The following is a 22,841-nucleotide window of genomic DNA, read 5'->3' as shown; positions in this document are numbered from 1 at the left end:
AAAGAAAGCACTAGCAAGGAGGCCTTATGATTACCCATATAAGCCCCGCAGGTAGCATGGATTTGCTATCACAACTGGAAGTTGAACGTCTTAAGAAAACCGCATCAAGTGAGCTTTACCAGCTCTATCGCAATTGTACGCTCGCGGTCCTCAACTCTGGTAGCCATACCGACAACTCAAAAGAGCTGTTAGATAAATACCTATCGTTTGATGTGAACGTAGTTCGACGCGAACGCGGCATCAAGCTTGAGCTTGCCAACCCGCCAGAACATGCGTTCGTTGACGGAGAGATCATCAAGGGCATTCAAGAGCACTTATTCTCTGTTTTACGTGACATCGTGTACGTAAACATGCATTTGGCGGACAACCAACGTCTTAACCTCACCAATGCCACGCACATCACCAACCTTGTATTTGGCATCTTGCGTAATGCTGGTACGTTGACGCCCGGCATTGAGCCGAACCTTGTGGTTTGTTGGGGTGGTCACTCAATCAACGCGACAGAGTACCAATACACTCGCGAAGTGGGTAACGAGTTGGGTCTACGTGAACTGAACATCTGTACGGGCTGTGGTCCTGGTGCGATGGAAGGTCCAATGAAAGGCGCAGCGATTGGTCACGCCAAACAACGTTATACCGAGCAGCGTTACCTTGGTTTGACAGAGCCTTCAATCATTGCGGCTGAGCCACCAAACCCAATCGTGAACGAGTTGGTGATCATGCCAGACATCGAGAAACGTCTCGAAGCCTTTGTTCGCATGGCGCACGGCATCGTTATCTTCCCTGGTGGTCCGGGTACCGCCGAAGAGTTGCTGTACATCTTGGGTATCATGATGCACCCAGAAAATGCCGACCAACCAATGCCTATCGTACTTACAGGTCCGAAAGAGAGTGAAGCCTACTTCCGCTCAATCGATGCCTTTATTGCCGATACATTGGGCGAAGAAGGTCAGAAGCACTACCAAATCGTGATTGATGATCCAGCAGAAGTTGCTCGTATTATGAAACGCTCAATGGACGAGGTTCGTCAGCATCGTAAAGAAAAAGGCGATGCGTATAGCTTTAACTGGTCGCTAAAAATTGAGCCAGAGTTCCAACTTCCGTTTGAACCAACTCATGATGCGATGGCAAGCCTAGATTTGCATTTGAACCAACAGCCTCAAGTTCTGGCTGCAAGCCTGCGCCAAGCCTTCTCAGGTATTGTTGCTGGTAACGTTAAAGCGGAAGGGATTCGAGAAATCGAACGCAAAGGTCCGTTTACCATCAATGGCGATCCAGTCTTGATGAAAAAACTCGACAAGCTGTTGAAAGACTTCGTAGAGCAGCACCGCATGAAACTGCCGGGTGGCACTGCGTATGAACCATGCTACCGTATTGCCCATCGAGAAAATGGTGGTCGATAGATAACTCAGCTTTCGTTACACTAGGGGCATTCCGCCCCTTTTTTATTGCTAAGTCATTATGTCTATTCATCTTGTTATCATTGATGCCCTAAACCTGATCCGCCGCGTGCACTCAGCACAACCCGATCCAACTGACATAGCAAGAACCATCACAACGACAGGCAGAACGCTGACTCGCATCCTATCTGAGGCACAACCTACGCACATCATCGCGGTATTCGATCACCACGAGCAAGACCGAGGTTGGCGCGCGGAAATCCTTCCAGACTACAAACAAAACCGCAAACCTATGCCAGAGCCCCTGATGCAAGGTTTAGACGCAATTCAACAAGCGTGGTGGGAGCAAGGCATCGACTCACTGCTATCTGAAGGTGATGAAGCGGATGACTTAGTTGCAACCCTCGCCACTAAAGTCGCAAGTCACGGAGAGAAAGTCACCATCGTCTCCACCGACAAAGGTTATTGCCAATTGTTGTCCCCAACTTTGCAAATCCGAGACTACTTCCAACATCGTTGGTTGGATGAGCCGTTTATCGAAAAAGAGTTTGGCGTGAAACCCACTCAGCTTGCCGACTACTGGGGTTTAACAGGGATTAGCTCAAGCCAAGTACCGGGTGTACCCGGTGTTGGTCCAAAAGCCGCTAAGGAAATTCTCACTCAGTTTGAGGACATTGAAGCGGCATACGCAAGTGAAGAGCTGGTACCGAAATATCGTAAGAAGCTGGATGAACACATTGAATCTGCACGTCTATGCAAACGCGTAGCGGCGTTGAAATGCGACATCGAGCTCGGCTTTAATCTGCAAGACATTCGCTTTACCGGACCAAATAAAGCCGAGTAAGTGCATCTCTTTTACGCTGCTAGTTTTGGGTTAGACAACACGTTTATAAAATCTGTTGTGTAACCCTTTACATTCACAGCAATGATATTTACCTCATCATTAACCTACAAGATACTGATTAGTTTATAAGCTAATTCACAGTCTTAGTGAGTAATTTCATTATTTTCAAATCTCCCAATAACGGAGAAAAATAATGAAAAACATCATCTTAGTATCTTTAGTCACGCTCCTATCCTTCCCTACTCTTGCTGAAACTTGCGGTCAACACCTTGATAAAGGTATGCCTTCAACCAACAGCGATCAGTTCCTCTGCCGAGATGGCTATGCGGTTGGGTACAACTACGACACCAAAAACGCAGACTGGGTTGCTTACCACATTACCGCTGAAAGCGTGAATATCACCAACAAACGCAGTAACTCCTTCAAAGAAGACACTGAAATGCCGGATTACGCGCGCTCTACCCTAGCGGACTACAAAGGCTCAGGTTACGACAGAGGACACCTTGCTCCGTCAGCGACAATGGACTTCACCCGAGAGTCAATGAAGCAAAGCTTTTTGATGAGCAACATGTCGCCTCAACTTCCGGGGTTTAACCGAGTTGGTTGGCGCGTTCTAGAAGAACATGTTCGTGATCTCGCCAATGAATACAACGAACTTTATGTGGTGACTGGACCGATTTACCAAGGCAACGAAGGAACAATCGGTAATGGTGTGGTGATCCCGAGCGCGTTTTACAAAGTCATTCTTGATCCAAGCTTTGATGAAGCCATTGCGTTCATTGTCCCGCATCGTGATGTTTCAAGCTCAGAGTTAGCCAACTTTATTACCACTATTGACGAAGTTGAACGTCAAACTGGATTAGACTTTTTTACTCAAACGCCAGATAGCATCGAAGACAACATGGAATCAGTAAAATGGGAAGAGATGTGGCCTACCAGCAACTAAGTAATGGTCATGGTTCTTAAACCGCAATAAAAAAGCGCCTGCATTAGGCGCTTTTTTGAAAATGTTCAACCACATAGAAACGATAGCTTAGTGTGGTGAGATATTAGACAGACATTGAATGTGAATCGTGATCTCTTCGCGGTCATGGTATAGGTGCTTCGCTTGCAGCTTGAATTTCACCTTGTTCTCAATCAGGAACATTTTTAGGTTTTCAAGATCTTGCAGCACTTCATCGTAACGACCTTTCATTGGAAGCTTAAGGTTGAAAATCGCTTCTTTCGCCCAACCTTTTAGCAGCCATTGCCCCATAAGGTGCGCAACGCGTGCTGGCTTCTCAACCATGTCACATACAATCCAAGTAACGTTCTTACGGTCTGGTTCAAATTTAAAGCCATCTACCATGTGGTGTTTAATTTGACCCGTTTCCATTAGGCTATCCGCCATCATGCCGTTATCCACACAGTGAACAAACATCGAACGTTTCACCAATTGGTAAGTCCAACCGCCCGGACAAGCACCTAGGTCGACACCCCACATGCCTGGAGCCAAACGCTCATCCCATTCCTCACGCGGAATGAAGACGTGGAATGCTTCTTCTAATTTCAGCGTAGAGCGGCTTGGTGCATCTGAAGGGAACTTAAGGCGAGGAATACCCATGAAGAACTGCGAGTTGTTGCCTGGGTATGAGTAACCCACGTAACAATGACCCGGAGCCACAAAGCAAAAATGCAGTACTGGCTTCTTCGCGTTGTCTTTGTTCCACATAAGACCTTTACCACGCATCGCCTGACGCATTGGTACCGTGAACTTGCGGCAAAACTTCAATAACTCTTTCGCTTCGTTAGTATCGGGAGTTTCAATACGCAGATCGCCACAACGTGGGAATGCTTCGATTTCAGACAATTCAGCAAGAATTGGGCTGATACGGTCATCGCTTGGTAGCGCTTCAAACTCGGCAGCCACAGCAAACATCTGGCGTGCAAAAATCAGTGCGCTAAAGTCTAAGCCTTTTGCTAGCTTATCTGCGTCTCCATCTTGGTAACATTCGAAGACAACATAACCTGAGTTTTTCTTCACACGAGGGAAGCCATACACTTCCAATTGTGTTGCTTTGTCCTGAATTTCACCAGCACACTCTTTCTCAAAGCCAGAACGGCAATAGAGCATTAGTTGTTTCACTTGGAGACCTCTTTGATATTAAACGCAGCAAAAAAGAACAGACACCAACCGATCATGAACAAGAATCCTCCCATAGGAGTAATTGGTCCAAACCACTTAATGCCCGTCAGCGCCAGCGCGTAAAGACTGCCGCTAAAACAAAAGATGCCGATGATAAAGCAAATCGCCGCGATGAAAAAATACTTTTGTGCTTTTTGTCCCAAATTGAGCAACAGCAAAATCGCACAAAATGCGATAGCCAAAGTATGGATGAACTGATACAAAACGCCGGTTTCAAAGACGCCCAGTAAATAAGGCGATAACTTCGCTTTCAAACCATGTGCAGCAAATGCACCTAGCGCCACTGATGTTAAGCCAGAAAGACCAGTAAACGAGAGTAACCACTTACTTTTCACAGGACACCTCTTTAATAAATGTCGCTAACTGCTCCACTGTTGAAGCAATGTTACCTGCCTCTGTATAGCCAGAGCTCTTACGTGGCTTAAAGCTGTGGTCACCGTCTGGCAGAAAGCTCACTGTGACCTGCTCTGATAATGCAAAGCCTTCGAACTCTTCGCGCTTGCCGAATGTATCGCGCTCACCTTGCAAAATTAAAGTTGGCTTTTCGATACTCGCTAAATGCTCGCCTTTGTATTTCTCTGGTTTACCGGGAGGATGAAAAGGAAAACCTAAACAGGCAACACCCGCCACCAACGCATTATCGGCAAGTAAGCTCGACATACGCCCACCCATCGACTTACCGCCAATCACAATAGGTTGAGAAGTAAAGTGAGCGATCACTTCTTCATAAGCTTCAAGAAGTTTTGGGGCACGATCTGGCGGACGCTTCTTGCCATCTTCCGCTCGCTTAACCATATAGGGGAAGTTAAAACGCACCACGCGTATACCCTGCTCAACTAATCCTTTGGCGACGGCAGTCATGAAATCGTGTTCCATGCCTGCCCCTGCGCCGTGAGCAAAAATAAACAGCGGTCCGTTTTCAGGTCCCTCAGCTATCCAATGGCTCATCCAATACTTCCTCTTGTTCTTTTCTTGCAGTTGCTAGCATCCAGTCCCTAAACGTCGCGATACGTCCCATATCCGCTTGCTGTTCGTGACACACCACATAGAAGGCATTCTTCGACACCAATACCTCATCAAATGGCGCGATTAAGCGTCCCGCTTCCATTTCAGGTTTGGCTAGCACGTTGTTACCTAGAGCGACACCTTGCCCGTGCGCAGCAGCTTGAAGCACCATGGTCGAGTGGCTGAAAATAGGACCATGGTTCACATTGATGCCTTCGATATTCTGCTGGCGAGCGAACTGCTTCCAATCTTTACGAGAGGTATCATGTAACAAGGTGTGTAATTTAAGGTCACTTAGAGATTCTAATGGTTTGTTACCTAAAAGTAACGAAGGTGAACAAAGTGGGATCAAAAACTCTTGGTAGAGTTTATCGGCACGCAAACCAGGCCAGTTACCACGACCATAATAGATAGCCACATCAACATCATCAGTCAGTGAACCTTCGTCCATATCAACCGCTTTAATACGCACATCGATGTCCGGTTCTTGGGCATTAAAATCCGCCAAGCGAGGTACCAGCCATTGGATTGCAAAACTTGGTGGCAAACTGATGGTCAACGCACCTTTTTCACTACGTTCCAATACCTTATCGGTCGCTTCTGCAATCGAAGTGAAAATATCTTTGATGTCTAGAAAGTAACTTTGCCCCTCTTCCGTTAGCAACAAAGAGCGGTTGCGACGACGGAAAAGTTTCAAAGATAAGAACTCTTCTAACGCTTTAATTTGGTGACTCACTGCTGCTTGAGTAACAAACAACTCTTCAGCAGCACGGGTAAAACTGAGATGGCGAGCAGCCGCTTCAAAAACGCGAAGTGAATTCAACGGAGGCAATCTGCGAGACATTATGGGACCTCAAGTAGGATTAGTTTTTTTTATCTGAAACATTATAAAATGTCCGTTGCCGAACAGCCAGATAAATTCTATATTTCATCCCGCAACACGAGCCTGAACGGCTTGATTCCTTTTGTGAATCAATTGGCTTCGTTGTTGCGATGTTGTGTTTGCAAACTCGTATTTCGAGTTAGGTAGATTTCTACCATATGTTTTGTCCACACTCCCTGTGACAAAACAGATACTTCCTGTATTTATTTTGACCTGTCTGTCAAATTTCTTGCACCGCCTTATTAGGCGGTGTTTTTTTATCTAAAAAATCCCACTGTCCCTCTTCTTCAGAAATTGGTATCAACATCACCTTTTCATCCTGATTTCGGATTAATTATCGTTATATCAATACAAATCCCGAAGCGTGCGATTGAGCTCAATCTTATCACTTCATTAGGGAAAATTTTGCGCGTGCTAAAACGAAAAAAGCGCAAACTGATTTCTCAATTTGCGCTTTTGTGATTGTCAGCATTACAACGCGATTATGGGCGGTAAACCTTCACGTTGTTGAAACCTTGCTCTTGCAAGTAAAGTGCTTGCAGACGGCTCATCACACCACGGTCACAGTACAGTAGGTATGTCTTAGCTTGGTCTAGATCACCAAACTGAGTACCCAGTTTGTAGAATGGAATATGTTTAACATCAACACCATCGATTTCTAGTGGGTTATCGTCTTCCTCTTCAGGGCTACGGATATCCAATACGATTGCGTTTTCTTCTACTGCTTGTACTTGCTCAACTTCTGGTGCTGCTTCCTGTGACTCTTTTGCGATATCACGGATGTCCATCATACGAGCTTCTTGAACCACTTGCTCAAGGATGCTGAAGTCGAATTTCTCTTCTTCTGCTTCTAGCTTGCCTTTCACCGCTTTAACAGTTGGCTTCTTAGAGATAACACCACAGTATTCTGGCATCGTCTTCGCAAAGTCTTCTGTGCCGATTTCACGCGCTAGGTTGATGATGTCTTCTTTATCCCAGTTGATCAGCGGACGCAGAATCAGAGTATCTGTTACGTTATCGATATGGCGTAGGTTAGTCAGCGTCTGGCTCGATACCTGACCCAGCGCTTCACCTGTTACCAATGCTTCGATCTTCATCTTCTGAGCAATCATGCCTGCTGCACGCATGAACATACGCTTCAGGATCACACCCATTTGGCCGTCATCAACTTTCTCTAGGATTTCAGCCACTACTGGTTCGAAATCAACTGAGATGAAACGTACTTTTGCTGAAGAACCGTATTTGTTCCATAGGTAGTGAGAAACCTGCTTAACGCCGATTTCGTGCGCTGGACCACCTAGGTTAAAGAAACAGTAATGTACTTTAGAGCCACGTTTGATGTGTAGGTAGCTTGAAACACCAGAGTCGAAGCCACCTGAGATTAGGCTTAGTACGTCTTCTTGTGTACCTAGAGGGAAACCACCTAGGCCTTTGTGACGTGCCAACACTTGGTTTAGCTTGTCGTTGGTTACTTCAACGTTGATCGTTACGTCTGGCTTGCTTAGCTTAACGCGAGCGCTTTCTACCGCTTGGTTAAGGCCGCCGCCTACGTAACGCTCTAGCTCAATAGAAGTAAAATCGTGTTTACCACGACGCTTAGCGCGCACTACGAAGGTCTTGCCTTCGATCAGTGAACCGCTTAGCTCTAAAACTTGCTCGTAAATGTCGTGCAAGTCTTTGAATTCGGTTTGCTTTACTTCAAGAACGTGGTGAATACCCGGCGTGTGCGTCAGGATTTCTAAAACTTCAGCGTGGAACTCGTCACTCTCAGAGGTCACTTCAATGTGATCACGACGGTTGAATACCGCGACAGATTCCGTACGGCTCTTAACGATGTTACGAATGTTGCACTCTAAAATCTTTGTGAAGCGCTTACGCACAGATTCACTTTTTACAAAAATTTCTGGATGGGGCTTTACAATAAATTTCATAGTCTAGTTCGCAGGTTAGTTTCGCAATCAACAATGAGTGATACTCCACCTCGATGCTTCATACGCAGCAAAAGCGCGTCTTGGTCACAAAAGGTAGCCTGAGCTCACTTCAAAGGCGCAAGATTATACACCTAAGCGAAATGGAATGACAAAAAAAGCGAGCTAACGCTCGCTTTTAGTATAAGAACAAATATTCGCTTATTGAATTACGGGCACTTCTTCGCTGTAAAGTGGCTCACCTTGCATGATGCTGATTTCAACACGGCGGTTAAGTGCGCGGTTCGCATCAGAATCGTTTGGCGCTAATGGCTCAGTATCGGCCATGCCTCGCACTCGTAAGCGTTGGTGCGAGAAGCCTCGTACTTTCTCCATCTCTTGGGCAACCGACACCGCTCTTTGCGACGACAAATCCCAGTTAGAACGATACAGCTCAGAATCCAGCGGTTGGTTATCCGTATGTCCTGACACTCGAACAATGCCTGGTACGTCTTTGACCAGTTCGGCAATCTGGCGTACCAGCGGTCTGAACTTCGGCTGCAAGAACGCAGAGCCTTCAGGGAAAGCACCTTTCTCACGCATTCGAATCACGATCTGCTGACCGAGATTTTCGACCTCAATTGCGCCTTGCTCAATTTCACGCTCCAACGCTTTCTTGATGCTTTCCATCAAGGTTTCCATCTCTTGCGATGTTTGTTCAGACTGCTGTTGTTGCATGTCTGATTCCGCCGATTGGTTGTTATGCGTTGACGTTTCTGGCGATTGGCCACCCGTTAGCTTACCTTGGTCTCGCTTAGTACCACCCGCTCGGTCAGATTCTCCTTCATGGAACTCCAACGTCTGCTGAGTGATGTCCATGGTTTGCTGCATGATGACATCAATCGGCGTTGGTTCCGGGCGACCCGGTCGAAACTCTTGCGCAATGATGCTGGTGCCCTTTGGAATGTCCTTCACTTCAAGTTGGTTCTGAACACCAAAAGCAAACTTCATCGAACCCGCAATCTGTTTGAACTTCAGTACGTCCATTTCCGAAAACGAAAGCAGCAATACGAAGAAACACATCAGCAGTGACATCAAGTCAGCGAATGTCCCCATCCACAGCGGGAGACCGGGTGGTGGACAATCACATTTGTTATCTTCATCCATCAGATGACCTCCGGATTACTCATCGATCTCGAGAGCGCGTTTACCCTCGTTGAGGTAGTTCTTCAGGTAACTGTCGATAACACGTGGGTTCTGACCATCTTGGATTGCCAAAACGCCATCCATAATCAAACGACGGTTTAAGGTTTCTTGATCGCGGCGCAGCGAAAGCTTGTCGGCAATTGGGAAAAACACCATGTTAGATAGCACCGCACCGTATAAGGTAGTCAAAAGCGCTACCGCCATCGCAGGACCGATCGCTTTTGGGTCATCCATGTTTGAAAGCATGGCTACCAGACCAACCAGTGTACCGATCATCCCCATCGCAGGGGCTACGTCACCAAATGCACGGAATACACCGGTACCTTGAGTATGACGCTCGTCGGTAAGTGCAATGTCTTTCTGTAGTGCCGCACGTACCACATCTGCATCGTGACCATCGACTAGTAAGTCGATGCCTTTCTGCATAAAGCTGTTGTTGATTTCCATCTCTTCAAGAGCAAGGAAGCCACCTTTACGTGCCGCGTCTGCCATTTCAACAATCTTAGCGATCAGGTCTTCTGGCTCATCCGCTTTAAACATGAACGCTTTACCAGCGATCTTAGTCGCGCCGAAGAACTGCCCCATGGTGAACTTCATCAGCACAACAAATGCCGAACCACCAACTACGATTAGGATTGAGGTGACGTCTACGAACATGCCAATGCTGCCACCTAGCACCATCGCCATAATGACGAATGCAAAACCACCAATCAAACCTATTAGGGTTGCTAAATCCACAAAGCACTCCTCTCGCTATACTTAAACATTGCCTAGTCAGGCGAATTATTACTTGTATCGACAACTAGAACAGTTTTTTTAGAAAAATCTTGGTCAATACATCACAAAAAGATCGTTTAGGCTCGAACTAAATGATCGAGATTGTCTCATCAGACCCGTTGAGAGCTAATTTTGTGACAATTATATAAGGTTAAATTTGACCAACTTAGTAGGCTAAGGTAACTTGCGTGCATTCTATTAGAGGCTTGATTAAGGCAGATAAAAGATGGCGGTCAAGAAACCAGAAAACATGACCTTCGAAGCAACCATTGAAGAGCTAGATAGCTTGGTTGATCAACTAGAGAATGGCGATCTTGCCCTAGATGATGCCCTACGTAAATTTGAGCGTGGCATTGCACTGGCTCGTGCTGGTCAAACTAAACTGAGCGACGCCGAACAGCGCGTTAGCATTCTTCTTAGCGAAGATGATGAAGCACCACTGAGTGACTTCAACCCTGAGTCAGAATAATTATCAGTAGTGAGCAATGTGATGCAAGAGACATTGACGTCTTATCAACAAAGAAACAACCAACAACTCAATCAGTGGCTTGAGCAACTGCCTCATCAAGAACAGCCGCTGATTCAAGCGATGAAATACGGCCTACTACTAGGCGGCAAACGTGTTCGTCCTTTCCTTGTTTACATCACTGGTCAAATGCTGGGTTGTAAACCAGAAGATCTTGATACGCCCGCTTCTGCAATAGAGTGTATCCATGCCTATTCTCTGATTCATGATGATCTACCAGCTATGGATGATGATGATTTGCGTCGCGGTCAACCAACTTGTCACATCAAGTTTGACGAAGCAACAGCCATCCTAACTGGTGATGCACTTCAAACACTTGCCTTCACCATTCTTGCCGAAGGCGAACTGAATCCGAACGCAGAGAACCAGCGTATAAAAATGGTACAAGCTCTAGCGCAAGCCTCTGGTGCAGGCGGTATGTGTCTTGGCCAGGCGTTGGATTTAGGTGCAGAAAATCGTCGTGTATCCCTCGCAGAATTGGAAGAAATTCATCGCAATAAAACTGGTGCACTGATTAACTGTGCCGTAAAACTGGGCGCGTTAGCCGCAGGCGAAAAAGGCCTAGAAGTTTTGCCACACTTAGAGCGCTACTCAAAAGCGATTGGTTTGGCGTTTCAGGTTCAAGACGATATTCTTGATATCATCAGTGACACAGAAACACTGGGTAAGCCTCAAGGTTCAGACCAAGAGCTGAACAAGAGTACTTATCCATCTCTACTGGGTTTGGAGGGAGCAATGGAGAAAGCTCACACTCTGCTACAGGAAGCTCTTCAAGCATTGGAAGCAATCCCATACAATACTCAGTTACTCGAAGAGTTCGCCCGATATGTCATCGAGCGCAAGAACTAAACTATAAGCGCGCATTTATATGACTCTTGATATTTCAAAGTACCCAACACTGGCGTTAGCAAATACACCGGAGGAGTTGCGTCTTCTTCCGAAAGAAACATTGCCAACATTGTGCGATGAACTACGCACGTATCTGCTAAATTCAGTGAGTCAGTCTAGCGGACACTTAGCGTCTGGCTTAGGCACAGTAGAGCTAACCGTAGCTCTGCATTATGTATACAACACACCCGTAGATCAGTTGATCTGGGACGTAGGCCATCAGGCTTACCCACACAAGATTCTCACTGGTCGTCGTGATCAGATGCCAACTATCCGTCAGAAAGACGGTCTTCACCCATTCCCATGGCGTGAAGAGAGCGAATACGACACCCTATCCGTTGGTCACTCATCTACTTCTATCAGTGCAGGTCTTGGCATGGCCATCAGTGCGCAAAAAGAAGGTGAAGGTCGTAAAGTGGTCAGCGTTATTGGCGACGGTGCAATCACCGCTGGTATGGCTTTCGAAGCGATGAACCACGCTGGTGACGTTCACCCAGATATGCTGGTGATTCTGAACGATAACGAAATGTCGATCTCAGAAAACGTAGGCGCACTGAACAACCACCTTGCTAAAGTCCTTTCTGGCAGCCTATACACCTCTATCCGTGAAGGCGGTAAGAAAGTGTTGTCTGGCGTTCCACCAATTAAAGAGCTGGTTCGTCGTACGGAAGAGCACCTAAAAGGCATGGTTGTTCCTGGCACGTTATTCGAAGAGCTAGGCTTCAACTACATCGGCCCTATTGATGGACACGATGTGAATGAGCTAGTCAAAACGCTGAAAAACATGCGTGAGCTGAAAGGCCCTCAATTCCTGCACATCATGACCAAGAAAGGCAAAGGTTATGAGCCAGCAGAAAAAGATCCTATTGGTTACCACGGTGTACCAAAGTTCGACCCATCACATAACAGTTTGCCGAAGAGCAGCGGTGGCAAGCCGACCTTCTCTAAGATCTTTGGTGATTTCCTATGTGACATGGCGGCGCAAGATCCTAAGCTGATGGCAATTACGCCAGCGATGCGTGAAGGCTCTGGTATGGTTCGCTTCTCGAAAGAGTACCCAGAGCAGTACTTTGACGTCGCGATTGCAGAGCAGCACGCCGTGACTCTCGCGACAGGTATGGCAATTGCGGGCGATCATCCGATTGTAGCAATCTACTCTACCTTCCTACAGCGTGGTTACGACCAGTTGATCCACGATGTAGCGATCATGGACTTACCGGTGATGTTCGCTATCGACCGTGCTGGTCTGGTTGGCGCCGATGGCCAAACCCACCAAGGTGCGTTCGATCTGAGCTTCATGCGTTGTATCCCGAACATGGTGATCATGGCTCCAAGTGACGAAAACGAATGTCGTCAAATGCTGTACACGGGTCATAAGCACACAGGCCCAAGCGCGGTTCGTTACCCACGCGGTAGCGGCATGGGCACAGAAATCGAAAAAGACTTCACTGCACTTGAAATCGGTAAAGGTCGTATCGTTCGAAAAGGCGAGAAAGTGGCAATTCTAAGCTTCGGTACCTTCCTAGGTAACGCACTAGAAGCGGCTGAAAGCCTAAATGCAACGGTAGCAGACATGCGCTTTGTTAAGCCACTTGATGAAGCCTTGATCCGACAGCTAGCAGCTGAGCACGATGTGCTAGTTACGCTTGAAGAAAACGCGATTGCTGGTGGTGCTGGTGCGGGTGTGGTTGAGTTTATGATGCAAGATAAGATCATCATGCCGGTACTGAATCTTGGCTTGCCAGATCGCTTCGTTCCTCAAGGCACACAAGACGAGCTACACGAAGAGCTTGGCTTAGATGCGAAAGGCATCGAGAAGTCGATCAACGATTACTTAGCTAAGTAAGCGTACGTAATACAACGAAGTAAACACAGAAAAGGGATGCCGTGGCATCCCTTTTGTTTATTTGTCGATTGTCAGTACTATGCCATAAGTACTACGCGATAAGTACTACATCCAGCCTGCGTATTTCGCCACTAAAAACAGTGCGATACCCGCCATAATGCCTGCCACGATATCATCAATCATGATACCTAAACCGCCGTGAACACGTTTATCCAACCAACCTATTGGCCATGGTTTTACCATGTCAAAGAAGCGGAACAAGATAAAGCCAGTTAGTAGCCACTTCCATTCCGTCACTGGAATATTCAATGCTGGCACAAGGCTCATGGTGATCCAAAAGCCCGCAAACTCATCCCACACGATAGAGCCATGGTCGTGAACGCCCATGTCATCTGATGTCACTTGGCAAATCTTAATGCCAATCACGCAAGAGAAAAGCACGACAACCACATAAAGTGGAAAAGGCAGTTGTGCCAACAGGAGGAACAAAGGCACCGCCGCAAGCGTCCCCATTGTCCCAGGCACCACTGGTGATAAGCCGCTACCAAAACCTGTCGCCAAAAGATGCCACGGGTTCTTTAATGAAATCAGAGAGAGAGGGTTGGTCATTTCCTTAAACCTATACTGCAAGTTTGGTATCAATCTTAGGCTAACGCCTAGCTCAGATTATTTAAAGTGGTCAAAGCCACTGAGATCCCAATCAAGAGGTTGATTGTTATCGTGCAGCTCAAACGTGCCTCTTGGTCGAATCTGACCAATACACGTGACTTTACATCCCGTGTGCGACAGTGCGCTTTGCAATGAGCCGTGGTTCTGCTCTGGCACAGTAAAACACAGCTCGTACTCTTCACCACTTGATAAAGCATACTGCTGAGCGCTGACCTTATCATCTAAAAACTGAACTAATTCTGAAGATATCGGCAGCTGGGAGACATCTAGGCTAACACCCACATCAGAACGTTTGAGAATGTGCTTGATATCAGAGATCAAACCATCAGAAATATCAATCGCCGACGAAGCCAACCCAATGAGTGCTTGTCCGGCTAATACGCGAGGTGTACTGAGATAATGTGCTTTTTCAAGCTCTGGCGCTGCAATGCGAGAGCGCAGTGAATCATCCAAAATCACATCCAGACCAGCTTTGGCATCACCAAGGTTACCTGTCACATACACCCAGTCACCGACTTTTGCTCCAGAACGAGTCAAAGCTTTGCCCTCTGGTACAAAGCCTTGCACCGTAAGCGTCAGGCTTAGTGGACCTTTGGTGGTATCACCGCCAATGAGTTGAATACCAAAGTAGTCTGCCAGCTCAAAAAATGCATCACAGAAGGGTGCAAGCCATGCTTCATCTGGCTCAGGCATGGTCAATGCAAAGCTCACCCAAGCTGGGGTTGCACCCATTGCAGCCAAATCACTGATGTTAGAGGCCAGCGCCTTATGCGCGACCCAAGCAGGGTTGGCATCGGCAAGAAAATGAGTACCAGCCACCAGCGTATCGGTGCTAATGGCAATTTGTACGTTGTCTGGCGCTTTCACTAACGCACAATCGTCACCTGCCGCTAGGTGTACGTCTTTGCGCTGGTTTTGGCGTCCAACAAAGTACTTATCGATCAGATTAAATTCACCAGACATTGTTCACTTACTGTTTGATGTAAAAGCTTTTGATACAAAAAAGGTCAGCATCTGCTGACCTTTTTAATGAAGAAATCGTTATTTCTTACGTACGTGTGGCGCCGCTTTATCTAGCACACCATTCACAAATTTGTGGCTGTCTTCTGCCGCGAATACTTTTGCAAGTTCAATCGCTTCGTTGATTACCACTTTGTAAGGAACATCTTCGCGACGAGTCATCTCGTACATAGCAAGGCGAAGAAGAGCAAGTTCCATCATGTCTAGGTCCTGCATTGGACGTGACACGTATGGACGGATTTTGCTATCTAGCTCAGAGTGGCTAAGTACAACACCGCTTAGTAGTTCACGGAAGTAAGCTACGTCTGTTTCTGGAGCAGCTAGTGCAGGCTCAGATGCGTGAAGTTCTTCTTCATCGTATTTGTCGCCAGACAAAAACTGTTCTTCGATCGTGGCAACATTGTCTTTAGTAATTTGCCATGAGTAGATCGCTTGTAGCGCGAATTGACGTGCGTTACGACGTGCGGCTGGTTTCACACTGGCCCCCATTAGGAATCAATTTCAGATAGTACGTTAATCATTTCAAGTGCGCTTAGTGCAGCCTCTGCACCTTTATTACCAGCCTTGGTTCCTGCGCGTTCAATCGCTTGATCGATAGTATCAACAGTCAGTACGCCAAACGCCACTGGAAGACTGTATTCCAGAGAAACTTGTGCAAGACCCTTGTTACACTCACTACAAACATAGTCAAAGTGTGGTGTACCGCCACGGATTACTGTACCTAGAGATACGATTGCATCGTACTTACCAGTCTTAGCAACACGTTGAGCTACCAGAGGTAGTTCTACGGCACCTGGACAACGAACAACAGTGATGTTGTCTTCGCTTACTTGTCCGTGACGCTTTAGTGTATCGATCGCACCAGATAGTAGGCTTTCGTTAATAAAACTGTTGAAACGAGAAATAACGATAGCAATTTTTGCATTTGGCGCTGGGAAGCCACCCTCGATCACTTTCATAAGCTTTCCTTTAACTCTATTTATAAGTGAAAATTGTTCATCAAGTGAGAATCGCCGGATTCTATCACAAATTTGTGAGCAATATCTAATGGAAATTGGAGACGAATCACGAGTTCCTAGCCTTAACGATGATAAGTGCTCGCAAGACTAGGTACCTGTAAGTCAGTTGTTATTCGCAGACGTACTCAACTACGTTCAGGCCAAAACCGCCTAGCGCGTGGTACTTTTTGTTGGTCGAAGAAAGCAGACGCATATCGTGTACGCCTAGGTCAGCAAGAATTTGCGAACCAACGCCTACACGGCGAGAAGTGCCTTGTTTCTTAGCAAGTGTTGGGGCTTCACCTTTATCTTGTGCTTCAAACATCTTCACACGGTGAACAAGTAGATCGGTTGACTCTTCATTGCCAAGTACAACCAATACTCCACCCTCTTCGCCAATGCGCTTCATTGCCTTCTCTAATGTCCAACTGCGCTCTGCATTGCGGTCACTACGAAGTACATCGGTAAAGACATCTTGTAGGTGGACACGAACCAATGGCGCATCTTCTGTTAGGTCACCTTTGCACATTGCGTAATGCACTTGGTTATCGATAGTGTCTTTGTAAGTCACCAGCGTAAACTCGCCGAACTCCGTTGGTAGTGCGCATTCTGCCACACGTTCAATGGTCGTTTCTGTGTTGTTGCGGTATTCGATAAGATCCGCAATGGTACCCAGTTTCAAACCGTGCTTTTCAGCGAACACTTCTAAATCTGGGCGGCGCGCCATCGTGCCATCGTCGTTTAGGATCTCAACGATAACCGATGCTGGCTCAAGACCAGCCAGACGAGCTAAATCACAACCAGCCTCAGTGTGGCCTGCACGAGTTAGAACACCGCCATCTTGTGCTGCTAGAGGAAAGATGTGACCCGGTTGTACTAAGTCCGCCGCTTTTGCGTTTGGCGCGACTGCAGCTTGTACAGTGCGAGCGCGGTCAGCTGCAGAAATACCCGTTGTTACACCTTCAGCCGCTTCAATAGAAACGGTAAAGTTGGTGGTGTATTGTGCGTTGTTGTCTTGCACCATTGGCGGAAGACCAAGGCTCTCACAACGAGTTTTTGTCATGGTTAGACAGATTAAGCCACGGCCATGCGTAGCCATAAAGTTGATAGCTTCCGGCGTAATGTGCTCGGCAGCCATGATCAAATCACCTTCATTCTCGCGGTCTTCATCATCCATCAGGATGACCATTTTGCCTGCGCGAATGTCATCAATAATCTCTTGAGGCGTGCTGATAGGCATATTCTGTTTCCCGTTATTCAAAAATTTATTATTGCAGCGGCAATGCGTTTAACGTTTCGTTGAGTTACGTCTACTGGCTTTGGTCAGCAAAGCAGTTTGAAGCCAACCTTTATTAAGTCAATTAACCTGATAACGTTCTGTGATTGTGGTCGGTTTCGTTTAAGCAAAACCATTTTGCTGCAAGAAGTCCATGGTAATTCGTGATTCTTGCGACTCTTCTTTTTGACCTTGTAGCAAACGCTCCATGTAGCGAGCTAACACGTCCACTTCTAGGTTTACTTTACGACCGACTTGGAACTGATCGATGGTCGTCTCTTCACTAGTGTGAGGAACAATCGTTAATTTAAAACCATTCTTACGTAGGTCGTTGACGGTCAGACTAATGCCATCCACTGTGATAGAGCCTTTTTCTGCCACGTACTTACAAATTTCCGCTGGCATCTCAACCCAAAATTCAATCGCACGGCCGACTTGGTTACGCTCAACAATCACACCCACGCCATCGACGTGACCGGACACAATGTGGCCACCAAAACGAGTGGTCGGTAGCATGGCTTTTTCGAGGTTCACTTTGTCACCAACTTGGTAAGCAGCAAAACCGGTTTTGTTCAGCGTTTCCAGTGACAAATCCGCACTGTAGTAGTGACTACCGAAGTCTACGACTGTCAAACACACACCATTGGTCGCGATACTGTCGCCTAACTTAACGTCAGACATATCCAACTTGCCTACTTCTACCGTTACGGTGATGTCTTCGCCTTTTGGCGTAATAGCAGTCAGCTTGCCAACTGCCTCTACAATTCCTGTAAACATAATGCTTCTTTCTAGCTTTGGTTGCGTTTGACGGTTGCGGTAATGCGAATATCCACACCCACCATTCGAACATCGGTAATAGTTAAATCGATAACTTGGGCCATCTCAGTTAACCCAAGAGCACCAATCAAGCCTCGTCCATCGCTGCCCATCAATTTGGGTGCAAGATAAACAATCAGTTCATCTACAAGGTTAGCTTTGATTAACGAACTCGCGAGCGTCGCTCCAGCCTCGACCCACAAGTGATTGATATGGTATCCGCTTGCGACATTTCTTAGTGTCGCCGCTAAGTCAATTTGGCCATTTTCATCCAGTTCAGGGGCCATATCGCCACCTTGGCTGACAATGATACGCTCACCGTCAGTATTGAATAGCTTTAGATCATCACTAAGTTGAGACTTGCGATCGAAAATAACGCGCGGAGGCTGACGGACATCTTCTTGGGGATACTGCGTTTGCACGCTTTTTGGCAAATCCTCCCAGCGAACATTCAATGACGCATTGTCATCAATCACAGTTTTGCTGGTTGAGAGAAGCCCACCGCTCAATGCACGATAACGCTGCACATCTTGGCGAGCCTTTGGGGAGGTGATCCATTGACTCTGACCATTATTGAGTGCACTTTGCCCATCGAGGCTGGCTGCCATTTTCAACTGAATGTATGGCATGCCCGTTTGCATGAATTTGATGAAGCCTTTGTTCAGTTCAATAGCTTCGCTTTCTAACAAGCCGACCTGAACTTCTACCCCTGCATCACGCAGCATTTGAAAACCGCGCCCTGCGACTTTCGGGTTGGGATCTTCCATCGCACAGACAACGCGTGCGACTTTGGCTTTGATGAGCCCTTCAGCACAAGGTGGCGTGCGGCCATAGTGAGAACAAGGCTCCAACGTTACGTAAGCTGTCGCACCTTGGGTTTTATCCCCCGCCATACGCATGGCGTGGACTTCGGCATGAGGCTCGCCTGCACGGTGATGATGACCTTCGCCAACTATCTCACCATCACGGACAATAACACAGCCTACATTAGGATTCGGAGCCGTCGTATAAATGCCGCGCTTCGCCAGCATGAGCGCACGCGACATCATTTCGAAATCTTGAGAGGTAAATAGTGAAGAAGTGTTGTGTTGAGCCATGATTCAATCAGTCTTCTAGACGTGCAATTTCTTCGCCAAATTCACGGATGTCTTCAAAGCTGCGGTAAACCGATGCGAAACGGATATAAGCGACTTTATCCAGCTCTTTTAATTGGTCCATAACTAGATTACCAATCATCTCGCTAGGTACTTCACGCTCACCAGTGGCACGTAGTTGTGACTTAATCATGCTAATCGCGAGCTCGATAGAATCGGCACTCACTGGACGTTTTTCTAGGGCGCGCTGTATACCACCGACCATCTTGTCTTCGTCGAAGGGTTCGCGGTTGCCGTTTGACTTAATCACTTTCGGCATCACCAATTCTGCCGTTTCAAACGTAGTAAAACGTTCGCTACATGCAAGACACTGGCGACGACGACGAACCTGATGGCCGTCAGCGACTAAGCGGGAATCAATTACTTTTGTATCGTTCTCAGAACAAAAAGGACAATGCATATCACCTCCAAATAGCGTGCGATTGGGTTCGTCCCAAAAGCAAGACTAGTGTAGCGGAATTGCTATGTTAGAGAAAACAAAAAGGGGCACTACTGCCCCTTTTTCAATCAATATCAGACGTTTTCTGTTAACTGCGTGCTAGGTAGTTTGCTTTACCAACCCATTTGTAGCTGGTTAGCTCTTCCAAGCCCATAGGACCACGTGCATGCAGTTTCTGAGTGGATACCGCTACTTCTGCACCAAGACCAAACTGAGCACCATCCGTAAAGCGTGTTGCCGCATTGACGTAGACTGCGGCAGAACCCACTGAGTTGATGAACAACTCTGAGTTTTCTAGGCTGTTAGTCATGATCGCATCTGAGTGACTCGCGTTGTGAACACGCATGTGATTGATCGCTTCTTTCACATCAGCAACCACTTTTACACCAAGCGTGTAACTTAGCCATTCCGTATCAAAATCGCCTTCACCCGCATCACGAATTTGCTTTGCTTGCGCCATGAGCGCTTTTGCTTTTTGCTCTGCAACGAAGGTCACTTTGTCGTTCATGCGCTCTACAATCATTGCTAGGAATTGCGCTGCCACTTTTTCATGAACAAGCAGAGTATCTAACGAGTTACATGCTGAAGGACGTTGAACTTTTGAGTTCTCAACAACGTTCAATGATTTTTCTAGATCCGCTGATTCATCAACAAAAATGTGGCTAATCCCAAAACCACCAATGATCACTGGAATGGTGCTGTTCTCTTTACACATTTTGTGTAGGCCAGCGCCACCACGTGGAATGATCATATCGACGTAATCGTCTAGTTTTAGCAGTTGAGAAACCAACTCGCGGTCTGGCTTTTCAATGTATTGAACAGAAGCCGCCGGCAAGTTCGCTTTCGCTAGTGCAGATTGAATAACCTTTACCAGTTCCATGTTAGAAAAGAACGTCTCTTTGCCACCACGAAGGATGCTTGCGTTACCGGTTTTTAGACACAGTGCAGCAATATCGATGGTTACGTTTGGACGCGCTTCGTAAATCACGCCAACCACACCAAGTGGCACGCGACGACGAGACAGAGACATGCCGTTTTCTAGCACTTTACTGTCAATCTCGCTGCCCACAGGGTCATTTAGACTGATTACGTTACGCACGTCATTGGCAATGCCTGTTAGACGCTCTTCGTTCAATAGAAGTCGGTCAAGTAGAGCGTCGGTTAGACCCGCTTCGCGGCCCAGTTCGATGTCTTTTGCGTTTGCAGCCAAAATAGTTGCTGCGTTAGCTTCTAGCTCATCAGCAATGATCGCTAGTGCTTGGTTCTTTTGTGCGGTTGACGCTGTCGCCAATTCGAAAGCTGCATCTTTGGCAGCTTTACCCATATTCGTTAAATCCACTTTGCTTCCCTCAATTTCTATTCTTGAATGACGACAAGATCATCGCGATGAATCACTTCTGAGCCGTAGTCATGACCCAAAATAGAGATGATATCTTTACTGTGCTTACCGGCGATTTTCGCGAGGTCTTCACTTGAGTAGGCGCTGATACCACGAGCAACCAGTTTGCCGTGAGAGTTTGTTACGCGCGCCACTTCGCCACGAGCAAAGTCACCGCTCACCTTAATAACGCCTTTTGCAAGCAGGCTGCTACCTTTGCCAACAACCGCATTCACTGCGCCATCGTCGATAATGATGTCACCAGATGCTGCAGGGCCCGCCAAGATCCAGCGTTTACGGTTTTCTAGCGCTTCTTCACAAGGAAGGAAACGCGTGCCTTGTGGCTCTGAGCTCAATGAGTCAAAGATAACATTTGGTGCACTACCTGCTGCGATGATCACCTCAATGCCTGCACGTCGAGCGATGTCTGCCGCCTGAAGCTTGGTTGCCATGCCGCCAGTACCCAGCGTTGTGCCGCTACCACCCGCAATCTTACGCAAAGTATCATCGATGGTTTTCACTTCTTTGATCAGTTCGGCATTTGGATCTTTACGAGGGTCTGCGGTAAACAAACCTTTTTGGTCAGTCAGCAGCAGTAATTTGTCTGCACCGCACAAAATCCCCACCAAAGCAGATAAGTTATCGTTGTCACCAACTTTGATCTCGTTGGTTGCTACCGCATCGTTTTCGTTCACGATAGGAATAATGTCGTTTGCAACCAGAGCATTGATGGTGTCACGCGCATTTAGGAAACGCTCGCGATCGTCCAAATCCGCACGAGTTAGCAGCATCTGACCAATTTTGATGCCATAAATGCCAAACAAAGACTCCCATGTTTGAATCAAACGGCTCTGGCCCACAGCAGCAAGCAACTGTTTGCTCGCCATCTCGTTGGGCAGTGCGGGGTATCCAAGATGCTCACGGCCTGCTGCAATCGCACCAGACGAAACCATTACTACTGAATGGCCTTGTTTTTTTAGCTCAGCACATTGACGAGCCAGCTCTACCATATGAGCACGGTTTAACGCCAAAGTGCCGCCTGTCAGCACACTTGTACCCAGTTTCACAACGACGGTTTGTGGTTGCGAAAACAACTGCATTCTGTTGATTCGTTGTCATGATGTCTTCTGAAATGAAAAACAAATAAAGAGTGGATGTTTTAGCAATCAAATGGGGATTTAACAAGCAGAAAAGGTGCGAAAACGCACCTTTTTGTCTTATCGAGGAGGAAAACAGCCAAATTAGGCGAAATCAAACGATTCAGTGTGATATTCCACTTCCAGTTTGAAATGCTCAGCTACTGTGTCTGTCAGCTTCTGGTGGAAGGTACTCTGCGTCAGGTACACTTCTTCTGTCACCTTGGCGGGTAGTGGTTCTGAAGTCCAATCCCCTTCTTTGTTGTATTTATCAAATAGAACTATAATTCTCATAATATTATTCATATGATACTGATTTTAAAGCGATTATAATTAGTATGCATAACCTTTAGGCATACTATTCAAAATTCCCACCTACCTTTCGAAGTCTCCGCAATAAGTTGGCTAGATTTCCAATAAATTAGAAAATTCGACAATATTTTGAACAACCTAATAGCACTGTATATGTAACCCATTGTTTTTAATGA

General features: G+C 46.8%; 23 protein-coding genes and 1 pseudogene. 6 read left to right on the top strand and 18 right to left on the bottom strand.

The features are described from left to right. Positions 1-26 precede the first annotated feature (26 nt). From ppnN to KHO06_RS03450, 3 genes are all read left to right on the top strand, one after another. Positions 27-1,403: a nucleotide 5'-monophosphate nucleosidase PpnN gene (gene ppnN, locus KHO06_RS03460; RefSeq protein ID WP_005447570.1), complete on the top strand. Its 1,377-nt coding sequence runs from the start codon at positions 27-29 to the stop codon at positions 1,401-1,403. Positions 1,404-1,461: 58 nt separating this feature from the next. After that, complete coding sequence (gene xni, locus KHO06_RS03455; protein ID WP_005447572.1) at positions 1,462-2,244, top strand: flap endonuclease Xni; 783 nt, start codon at positions 1,462-1,464, stop codon at positions 2,242-2,244. A gap of 193 nt (positions 2,245-2,437) precedes the next feature. Continuing rightward, positions 2,438-3,190 (top strand): DNA/RNA non-specific endonuclease, encoded by a 753-nt coding sequence (locus KHO06_RS03450; RefSeq protein WP_212582103.1) that lies wholly within the window; start codon positions 2,438-2,440, stop codon positions 3,188-3,190. An 87-nt stretch (positions 3,191-3,277) separates the two neighbouring features. Here the strand turns inward: KHO06_RS03450 and rlmM are convergent, their stop codons facing one another. The 7 genes from rlmM to pomA all read right to left on the bottom strand — a co-directional run bounded on the left by rlmM (position 3,278) and on the right by pomA (position 10,168). Next, positions 3,278-4,369: a 23S rRNA (cytidine(2498)-2'-O)-methyltransferase RlmM gene (rlmM, locus tag KHO06_RS03445; protein WP_033008537.1), complete on the bottom strand. Its 1,092-nt coding sequence runs from the start codon at positions 4,367-4,369 to the stop codon at positions 3,278-3,280. Then, positions 4,366-4,764 (bottom strand): DUF423 domain-containing protein, encoded by a 399-nt coding sequence (locus tag KHO06_RS03440; protein WP_005447577.1) that lies wholly within the window; start codon positions 4,762-4,764, stop codon positions 4,366-4,368. The genes rlmM and KHO06_RS03440 overlap by 4 nt, the downstream gene beginning before the upstream one ends. Next, positions 4,754-5,377 carry an alpha/beta fold hydrolase gene (locus tag KHO06_RS03435; RefSeq protein WP_005447578.1) on the bottom strand — a complete coding sequence of 208 codons (624 nt, stop codon included), beginning with the start codon at positions 5,375-5,377 and terminating at the stop codon, positions 4,754-4,756. Before KHO06_RS03435 ends, KHO06_RS03440 begins: the two co-directional genes overlap by 11 nt. Next, positions 5,358-6,278 (bottom strand): transcriptional regulator GcvA, encoded by a 921-nt coding sequence (locus tag KHO06_RS03430; RefSeq protein ID WP_005447583.1) that lies wholly within the window; start codon positions 6,276-6,278, stop codon positions 5,358-5,360. Before KHO06_RS03430 ends, KHO06_RS03435 begins: the two co-directional genes overlap by 20 nt. Positions 6,279-6,799: 521 nt before the next feature. After that, positions 6,800-8,248, bottom strand: a complete 1,449-nt coding sequence (thiI, locus tag KHO06_RS03425) for a tRNA uracil 4-sulfurtransferase ThiI (protein WP_212582102.1) — start codon at positions 8,246-8,248, stop codon at positions 6,800-6,802. Positions 8,249-8,446: 198 nt separating this feature from the next. Next, positions 8,447-9,391, bottom strand: coding sequence for a flagellar motor protein MotB (locus KHO06_RS03420; protein WP_005530654.1), 945 nt, complete (start codon positions 9,389-9,391; stop codon positions 8,447-8,449). 15 nt (positions 9,392-9,406) lie between these two features. Beyond that, the gene (gene pomA / locus KHO06_RS03415) at positions 9,407-10,168 is read right to left on the bottom strand and encodes a flagellar motor protein PomA (RefSeq protein WP_005427558.1); all 762 of its coding nucleotides are present in this window, start codon (positions 10,166-10,168) and stop codon (positions 9,407-9,409) included. A 265-nt stretch (positions 10,169-10,433) separates the two neighbouring features. On the opposite strand from pomA, the gene xseB reads away from it, so the two are divergent. From xseB to dxs, 3 genes are read left to right on the top strand one after another with little or no spacing between them, the layout of a single operon-like run. Continuing rightward, positions 10,434-10,676 carry an exodeoxyribonuclease VII small subunit gene (xseB, locus tag KHO06_RS03410; protein ID WP_005427560.1) on the top strand — a complete coding sequence of 81 codons (243 nt, stop codon included), beginning with the start codon at positions 10,434-10,436 and terminating at the stop codon, positions 10,674-10,676. 21 nt (positions 10,677-10,697) lie between these two features. Continuing rightward, a complete protein-coding gene (ispA, locus tag KHO06_RS03405; RefSeq protein ID WP_045370432.1) occupies positions 10,698-11,582 on the top strand; it encodes a (2E,6E)-farnesyl diphosphate synthase in 885 nt (294 codons plus the stop codon). 19 nt (positions 11,583-11,601) lie between these two features. Next, the gene (dxs, locus tag KHO06_RS03400) at positions 11,602-13,467 is read left to right on the top strand and encodes a 1-deoxy-D-xylulose-5-phosphate synthase (RefSeq protein WP_045417930.1); all 1,866 of its coding nucleotides are present in this window, start codon (positions 11,602-11,604) and stop codon (positions 13,465-13,467) included. A 105-nt stretch (positions 13,468-13,572) separates the two neighbouring features. Here the strand turns inward: dxs and pgpA are convergent, their stop codons facing one another. The 11 genes and pseudogenes from pgpA to KHO06_RS03345 form a co-directional block, all read right to left on the bottom strand. Beyond that, positions 13,573-14,076, bottom strand: a complete 504-nt coding sequence (pgpA, locus tag KHO06_RS03395) for a phosphatidylglycerophosphatase A (protein ID WP_010648210.1) — start codon at positions 14,074-14,076, stop codon at positions 13,573-13,575. Between the two features lie 57 nt (positions 14,077-14,133). Then, entirely contained in the window at positions 14,134-15,099 is a 966-nt protein-coding gene (thiL, locus tag KHO06_RS03390; protein WP_005530642.1) for a thiamine-phosphate kinase, read from the bottom strand. A gap of 78 nt (positions 15,100-15,177) precedes the next feature. Then, positions 15,178-15,645, bottom strand: a complete 468-nt coding sequence (gene nusB, locus KHO06_RS03385; RefSeq protein ID WP_005440182.1) for a transcription antitermination factor NusB — start codon at positions 15,643-15,645, stop codon at positions 15,178-15,180. Continuing rightward, positions 15,645-16,115, bottom strand: coding sequence for a 6,7-dimethyl-8-ribityllumazine synthase (gene ribE, locus KHO06_RS03380; protein ID WP_005440184.1), 471 nt, complete (start codon positions 16,113-16,115; stop codon positions 15,645-15,647). The genes nusB and ribE overlap by 1 nt, the downstream gene beginning before the upstream one ends. A 169-nt stretch (positions 16,116-16,284) precedes the next feature. Beyond that, complete coding sequence (gene ribBA, locus KHO06_RS03375; RefSeq protein WP_038891655.1) at positions 16,285-17,394, bottom strand: bifunctional 3,4-dihydroxy-2-butanone-4-phosphate synthase/GTP cyclohydrolase II; 1,110 nt, start codon at positions 17,392-17,394, stop codon at positions 16,285-16,287. A gap of 159 nt (positions 17,395-17,553) precedes the next feature. Further along, positions 17,554-18,207, bottom strand: coding sequence for a riboflavin synthase (locus KHO06_RS03370; protein WP_005424876.1), 654 nt, complete (start codon positions 18,205-18,207; stop codon positions 17,554-17,556). Between the two features lie 11 nt (positions 18,208-18,218). Then, positions 18,219-19,343, bottom strand: coding sequence for a bifunctional diaminohydroxyphosphoribosylaminopyrimidine deaminase/5-amino-6-(5-phosphoribosylamino)uracil reductase RibD (gene ribD, locus KHO06_RS03365; RefSeq protein ID WP_212582101.1), 1,125 nt, complete (start codon positions 19,341-19,343; stop codon positions 18,219-18,221). Between the two features lie 7 nt (positions 19,344-19,350). Further along, positions 19,351-19,800 (bottom strand): transcriptional regulator NrdR, encoded by a 450-nt coding sequence (gene nrdR / locus KHO06_RS03360; RefSeq protein ID WP_005424846.1) that lies wholly within the window; start codon positions 19,798-19,800, stop codon positions 19,351-19,353. 127 nt (positions 19,801-19,927) lie between these two features. Continuing rightward, on the bottom strand, positions 19,928-21,178 hold the full coding sequence (locus KHO06_RS03355) for a glutamate-5-semialdehyde dehydrogenase (protein WP_050914337.1): 1,251 nt from the start codon (positions 21,176-21,178) through the stop codon (positions 19,928-19,930). Positions 21,179-21,195: 17 nt separating this feature from the next. Continuing rightward, on the bottom strand, positions 21,196-22,317 hold the full coding sequence (gene proB, locus KHO06_RS03350) for a glutamate 5-kinase (protein WP_212582100.1): 1,122 nt from the start codon (positions 22,315-22,317) through the stop codon (positions 21,196-21,198). Positions 22,318-22,458: 141 nt separating this feature from the next. After that, positions 22,459-22,623 (bottom strand): annotated as a pseudogene (locus KHO06_RS03345) (Crl family RNA polymerase assembly factor); the annotation flags it as partial. Positions 22,624-22,841 lie beyond the last annotated feature (218 nt).

Origin of the sequence: Vibrio sp. B1FIG11 (genome assembly GCF_905175335.1) — a bacterium.
Lineage (GTDB): Bacteria > Pseudomonadota > Gammaproteobacteria > Enterobacterales > Vibrionaceae > Vibrio > Vibrio campbellii.
This window is presented reverse-complemented; position numbering and strand designations above follow the sequence as displayed.